At 62.9% G+C, this 5,266-nt stretch carries 6 protein-coding genes; 5 read left to right on the forward strand and 1 reads right to left on the reverse strand.

All coding sequences use genetic code 11. The features are described from left to right. Positions 1-126: 126 nt before the first annotated feature. From ybeY to H5T60_11225, 5 genes are read left to right on the forward strand one after another with little or no spacing between them, the layout of a single operon-like run. Positions 127-612, forward strand: coding sequence for an rRNA maturation RNase YbeY (gene ybeY, locus H5T60_11205; GenBank protein MBC7242999.1), 486 nt, complete (start codon positions 127-129; stop codon positions 610-612). A gap of 31 nt (positions 613-643) precedes the next feature. Continuing rightward, positions 644-1,045, forward strand: a complete 402-nt coding sequence (locus tag H5T60_11210; GenBank protein ID MBC7243000.1) for a diacylglycerol kinase family protein — start codon at positions 644-646, stop codon at positions 1,043-1,045. Positions 1,046-1,077: 32 nt separating this feature from the next. Further along, positions 1,078-1,503 (forward strand): OsmC family protein, encoded by a 426-nt coding sequence (locus tag H5T60_11215; GenBank protein ID MBC7243001.1) that lies wholly within the window; start codon positions 1,078-1,080, stop codon positions 1,501-1,503. A gap of 10 nt (positions 1,504-1,513) precedes the next feature. Then, on the forward strand, positions 1,514-2,206 hold the full coding sequence (locus tag H5T60_11220; protein MBC7243002.1) for a hypothetical protein: 693 nt from the start codon (positions 1,514-1,516) through the stop codon (positions 2,204-2,206). Next, positions 2,203-3,708 (forward strand): leucyl aminopeptidase, encoded by a 1,506-nt coding sequence (locus tag H5T60_11225; protein ID MBC7243003.1) that lies wholly within the window; start codon positions 2,203-2,205, stop codon positions 3,706-3,708. The genes H5T60_11220 and H5T60_11225 overlap by 4 nt, the downstream gene beginning before the upstream one ends. A 56-nt stretch (positions 3,709-3,764) precedes the next feature. On the opposite strand, the gene H5T60_11230 is transcribed toward H5T60_11225, so the two are convergent. Continuing rightward, on the reverse strand, positions 3,765-5,027 hold the full coding sequence (locus tag H5T60_11230) for a radical SAM protein (protein MBC7243004.1): 1,263 nt from the start codon (positions 5,025-5,027) through the stop codon (positions 3,765-3,767). Positions 5,028-5,266 lie beyond the last annotated feature (239 nt).

Raw genomic sequence — 5,266 nt, forward strand, 5'->3', positions numbered from 1 at the left:
TCGCATTCAGTATCCGGAGCCGGCCGCCGCGCCCCCGCCGGAAGGGCCGGCCGCGTCCACGCCGGCGGGCATTCCCTCCCAGGAGAGGCCCTCATGATGCATCAGGAACTGCTGGAAGTCACACTGATGTACGGGGAGCACCTGCCGGCCGAAGAGCTGGCGGCCATCCCGGAGGAGCGCCTGGTGTCCGCCGCCAACCTGGCCGCTTCGCTGGCCGGCCTGACCGAGCCGGCGGAGATGACCCTGGTCATCACCGATGATGCGGAGGTGCAGGAGCTCAACCGCAATTACCGAGATGTGGATGCGACCACGGATGTGCTGGCCTTCGCCTTTGAGGAAGAGGTGGGGGAGGGTGGGGAGGCCTTTGTCCTCCCGACCCAGTCGCGCCGATATTTGGGAGATGTCATCATCTCCCTGCCGCAGGCGCGCCGGCAGGCGGAGGCCGGCGGACATCCCCTTGCCAGCGAGCTGTGCCTGCTGACGGTGCACGGCACCCTGCACCTGTTGGGGCATGACCATGCGGAGCCGGCGGAGAAGGCCCGCATGTGGGCGCTTCAACGGGAGGTGTTGGAGAAGCTGGGATGCGCGGAGGCCGCGCCCCAGGAGGAGTAGAATGGCGGATAAGCCTTCTGTCAGCCAGGCGATGCCGGCAGTGGGGGTGGAGGAGGACCCGCGGGGCGACCGCACGCTCGGCTCCAGCTTTCGCTGGGCCTTCGCCGGCATCTGGTATGTCCTGCGCACCCAGCGCAACTTCCGCATTCATCTCCTGATCACCGCAGGGGTGGTAGCGGCCGGCGTCTGGCTGGGGCTGAGCGCGCTCGAATGGGCAGTCATTGCCCTGACCATCGCCCTGGTGCTGATGGCCGAGATGTTCAACACCGTTGCTGAGACCGCCATTGACATGGTGACGCCGCGCTATCATCCGCTGGCGAAGATCGCCAAGGATGTGGCCGCCGGCGCTGTCGTGGTGTGCGCCATCATCTCGGTCATCGTGGGTCTCCTGGTGCTGGGCCCGCGCCTTGTTCAGCGCGTACTGCCGTGGTAGAATATATTATCCTCACACATCGGAGATAGGCCATGAACGAATACACCATTACTGCCCGCTGGGTACGCAACCTGCAGTTCGTGGGCACCGACGGCGGTGGGCACTCTGTGGTCATGGATTCGCCCCTGGGGGAAAATACCGGTATGCGGCCGGCCGAGCTTCTGATGGTCGCGCTGGCCGGCTGTACCGCCATGGACGTGATTTCCATCCTCCAGAAGAAACAGCAGAAGGTGGTGGATTTCGAGGTGAAGATCACCGGCCAGCGCCGGCCGGACCATCCCCGCGCCTGGACGCATATGCATATCGAGTACATTGTGCGCGGGAAAGGGGTGGAGCGGGCGGCGGTGGAGCGCGCCGTCGAACTGTCCACCACCAAGTACTGCTCCGTGCACGCCACCCTGGAAGGCAAGGTGGAGATGACGCATTCCATCATCATCGAGGAGGCGGAAGCTCGTTAGGCCGGCCGTCATGTCCCTGTCTCCCGCGCAGTCCCTTCCGCAACAGCTCGGTGCGCTTCAGGCCCTCATGCGGGCCTGCCGGCGCTGTCAGGAGGCCGGCTTCCCGGTGCAGGGGCCGGCGGTGTTCGCCGGCAGTGAGCGTGCCCGGGTTATGGTGATCGGGCAGGCGCCGGCCGCGGCCGACCTGCGCGCCGGCAGTGTCCCCTGGTCGGGCGCCGCCGGCGGGAGACTGCGCTCCTGGCTGGCGCAGGCGGGGTGGACCAGCGCGGAGCTGGACGAGCTGTTTTATTTCACCGCGCTGACGCGCTGTTATCCTGGCCGGCAGGCCGGCGGACATGGGGACCGCCCGCCCAGCGCACAGGAGATCGCCCTGTGTGCTCCCTATCTCCAGCAGGAGCTGGACCTGATTCAGCCGCGCATCATTATTTTGGTGGGCAAGCTGGCGCTGACATACTTCATCGGCGCCGGCTCGCTCTCCGACCATGTGGGCAAAGCCTATCGCGCCGGGGAGGTGCCGGCTCGGCCTGCATTTTACCGCGTGCCGGCGGACGCCTGGCTGGTGCCACTGCCGCATCCTTCGGGGGCGAGCATCTGGCCCAACCAGCCGGCGAACCGCCCGAAGCTGGAAGAGGCAATTGCGGCACTGCGCGCCCTTCGCGCTTCCGAAACTTGGACAACATATGTCAAGGGAGAGAAAACATGAAAATCACGGTACAGCAGGGTTTTGCCCAGTCGTTTCCCACTGAAGCGCTGGTGGTCAATCTGTTTGAAGGCGTGCAATCCCCTGGCGGGGCCACAGGGGCGGTAGACAAGGCGATGAACGGTCGCATCAGCGCCCTGATTGCCAGCGGCGACATACGGGGCAAGCTCGGAGAGGTGACGGTGCTCTATCCCGAGGGCGGGGTGGCCGCCAAGCGGGTCATCGTGGTGGGCCTGGGGAAGCAGGAGGAGTTCGGCCTGGAGGCCATCCGGCATGCCGCCGGCGCCGCCGCCCAAAAGATCCGCTCCCTGGGACTGACCTCCTTCGCCACCGTGGTGCATGGTTCGGGCGCCGGCGGTATCGCGCCAGAGGAGGCCGCTCAGGCCCTGGTGGAGGGGAGCGTCCTCTCGCTGTACACGTTTACCCGCCATAAGACGGTGGTGGAAGAGCCGACGACCCCTATCGAGGAGATGGTGCTGATCGAGTTCGACGCCGGCAAGATACCCACCATGCAGGATGGCGCGCGAGCCGGCCAGATCATCGCCGACAGCGTCTCGTTCGTGCGGGACCTGGTCAACGAGCCGGCAAACATCACCACGCCGGCGGCACTGGCCGGCAAAGCCCAGGCCATGGCACGCGAGCTGGGTCTGCGCTGTCAGGTGTTGGAACGAGAGGATATGCAGTCCCTGGGCATGGGCGCGCTGTTGGGCGTCAGCCAGGGGAGTGAGGAACCGCCGAAGCTCATCATCCTGGAATACCAGCCGGACGCCGGCCTGCCCACGATCGCGCTGGTGGGCAAGGCCCTGACCTTCGATTCAGGCGGCATCTCGTTGAAGCCGAGCGAGGACATGCATAAGATGAAGGGGGATATGGCCGGCGGCGCGGCCGTCATGGGCGTCCTGTGGGCCGCGGCCATGCTGCGCCTGCCGTTCCACCTGGTGGGCATCATCCCTGCCACGGAGAACATGCCCAGCGGCAAGGCGATGAAGCCAGGGGACATTGTGACATCCCTGTCGGGGAAGACCATCGAGGTACAGAACACCGACGCGGAGGGCCGGCTCGTCCTGGCCGACGCCCTGACGTATGCCGGCCGCTTCCAGCCGGCGGCCATCGTGGACCTGGCCACCCTGACCGGCGCCTGCGTGGTGGCGCTGGGCAACATCACTACTGGTCTGATGAGCACCGATGACCGCCTGGCGTCCCAGTTGGAGACCGCCGGCCAGCGGAGCGGTGAGCGGGTCTGGCGCCTGCCGCTGTTCAAGGAATACGGCGAGCAGTTGAAGAGCGACGTGGCGGACCTGTGCAACGTGGGCGGCCGGCCCGCCGGCGCCATCACCGCCGCGTACTTCCTCAGCCAGTTCGTCGGCGATTTCCCATGGGCGCATCTGGATATCGCCGGCACGTACTGGACCGATAAGCCGGCGAAACCCCACCAGAGCAAAGGCGCCACCGGGGTGGGTGTCAGGCTGTTGATGGAGTGGCTGCGCCGCTGGGAAGGCGCATAACGCCCCAGCGCGCGAAAGGCGGCAGGGCACTTTTCGAGGCCCTGCCGCCTTTGCGTTCAATCTATTTGTTCCCTACTTCCTAACCCTAGGCCGATCGGAGTTCTGTCTGTGCGTAGTTGGGACCTGTGGGAGGCATAATCCTCATAGTTTTCCACGCACGCAGGATTCTGCACCGGGAAGGGCAAGGACTCGACCACCGCTTTGGTGAGCTCATGTGCATAGTAGCGTCCCTTTCGGGTCAGCTCTCCCTGATTGTTGATGTAGCCTGCGATTTTCAATAGCCAGACGAGCCCGTTTATGGGTGCTGGGAGAGCTAATTTTTGGTTGATCCTCAGATCATAAATCATCCTGGCGAAGCGACGCCATTCATTTGCCCCTGGGGCCTCGCGAGCCACAAAGGCTAGGAGCTTGCCCTGTTCGATGTTCTCCAAATATACGTCTAGCTCCGGGTTGACCACTTTCCACTGGCCGTAGGTGGAGAAGGCGGCTGGACCAAATCCGGCATAGTCCGCGACCAGTTCGTCGCGTGAGGAATCGTACAGGTCATCGCCCCTTGCCCAGGTCCATATGCCCCGGCGTCGGAAGCCCGCAGCTTGCAGGGTGGTATCGGCCTCCTCGATCAAATCGAATTGTTCTTGGGAAGACAGGCTAGGTTCGGCTCTGACCCCACGAATGACCATGAACGGGTAGATGGTCACCTGGCTGGCCGCTAGTTCTGAGACTCGCTGTATATCCAAGCGGAACGTCTCAGCCGTTTGGCGGGGCAAACCGACCATCATATCGATGTTGGTCCAAAGACCCACTGCTCGCGCTTCAGCTACAAATTGGGGGATAGCCTCAGATAGGCGGCGACCGGTTGGGGCCATCGTCTCGGGGGAGAAGCTCTCGATGCCCATGCTCACCTTCGTGAACCCCATGTCCACCAGCTCTTGGAGATACTTCGAGGTTAACAAGGCTGGCAGGAGTTCGATGCCCAGGCTGGTCGTCTGCACCTTCGCCCTGAGGTGCTTCAGGATGCCTCGCAGATCGCTCGTAGTTAGGGTATTGGGCGTGCCACCACCGAAGTAGATCCAGTTGGCCTGGCCGGCCATGTCTGTTGCATCGATCTCTTTACAAAGGGCCGAAACGTAGCGCTCCTTTTGATCTTTATCATACAGCTCTTTGTAGAAAGGGCAAAAGGAACACTTGGATAAGCAAAAGGGCACATGCACATAGATGCCGAAACCTCCACGGAATGACGCTCTAGGCGCTTCCGTGAAACGATAGGTCGTTCGCTCGAAAGAGCGGCGCATCATCTCACAGCTTTTCTCGGTGATCATTGGCTCCCTCCTCCGAAACTCGCTCGTTTTAGCAATCATTTGCAATTACTATTATAGGCAAGCTCTTATAGCATAGCAAGTGGATGTTGTCTTCATTTGAGCCAAATCTCCCCGCTTGCAAGCGGTTGCCCGTATTCCGTCGCGGGGCGTCGGAAAGGAGGCTCCCGATGAACACGTGTATCCAGCTTCTAAAGCTTATGCAACAGCTATTTGACGAAGGGGGTGGTTCTGGCTGTAGA

The sequence above is a fragment of the Anaerolineae bacterium genome (assembly GCA_014360855.1).
Taxonomy (GTDB): Bacteria; Chloroflexota; Anaerolineae; order JACIWP01; family JACIWP01; genus JACIWP01.

What these genes read in the sequence shown, in the direction of transcription:
- H5T60_11230 (MBC7243004.1), bottom strand. Translation starts at nt 5,027, where the DNA reads ATGATCACCGAGAAAAGCTGTGAGATGATGCGCCGCTCTTTCGAGCGA.
- H5T60_11220 (MBC7243002.1), top strand. Translation starts at nt 1,514, where the DNA reads ATGTCCCTGTCTCCCGCGCAGTCCCTTCCGCAACAGCTCGGTGCGCTT.
- ybeY (MBC7242999.1), top strand. Translation starts at nt 127, where the DNA reads ATGTACGGGGAGCACCTGCCGGCCGAAGAGCTGGCGGCCATCCCGGAG.
- H5T60_11210 (MBC7243000.1), top strand. Translation starts at nt 644, where the DNA reads ATGCCGGCAGTGGGGGTGGAGGAGGACCCGCGGGGCGACCGCACGCTC.
- H5T60_11215 (MBC7243001.1), top strand. Translation starts at nt 1,078, where the DNA reads ATGAACGAATACACCATTACTGCCCGCTGGGTACGCAACCTGCAGTTC.
- H5T60_11225 (MBC7243003.1), top strand. Translation starts at nt 2,203, where the DNA reads ATGAAAATCACGGTACAGCAGGGTTTTGCCCAGTCGTTTCCCACTGAA.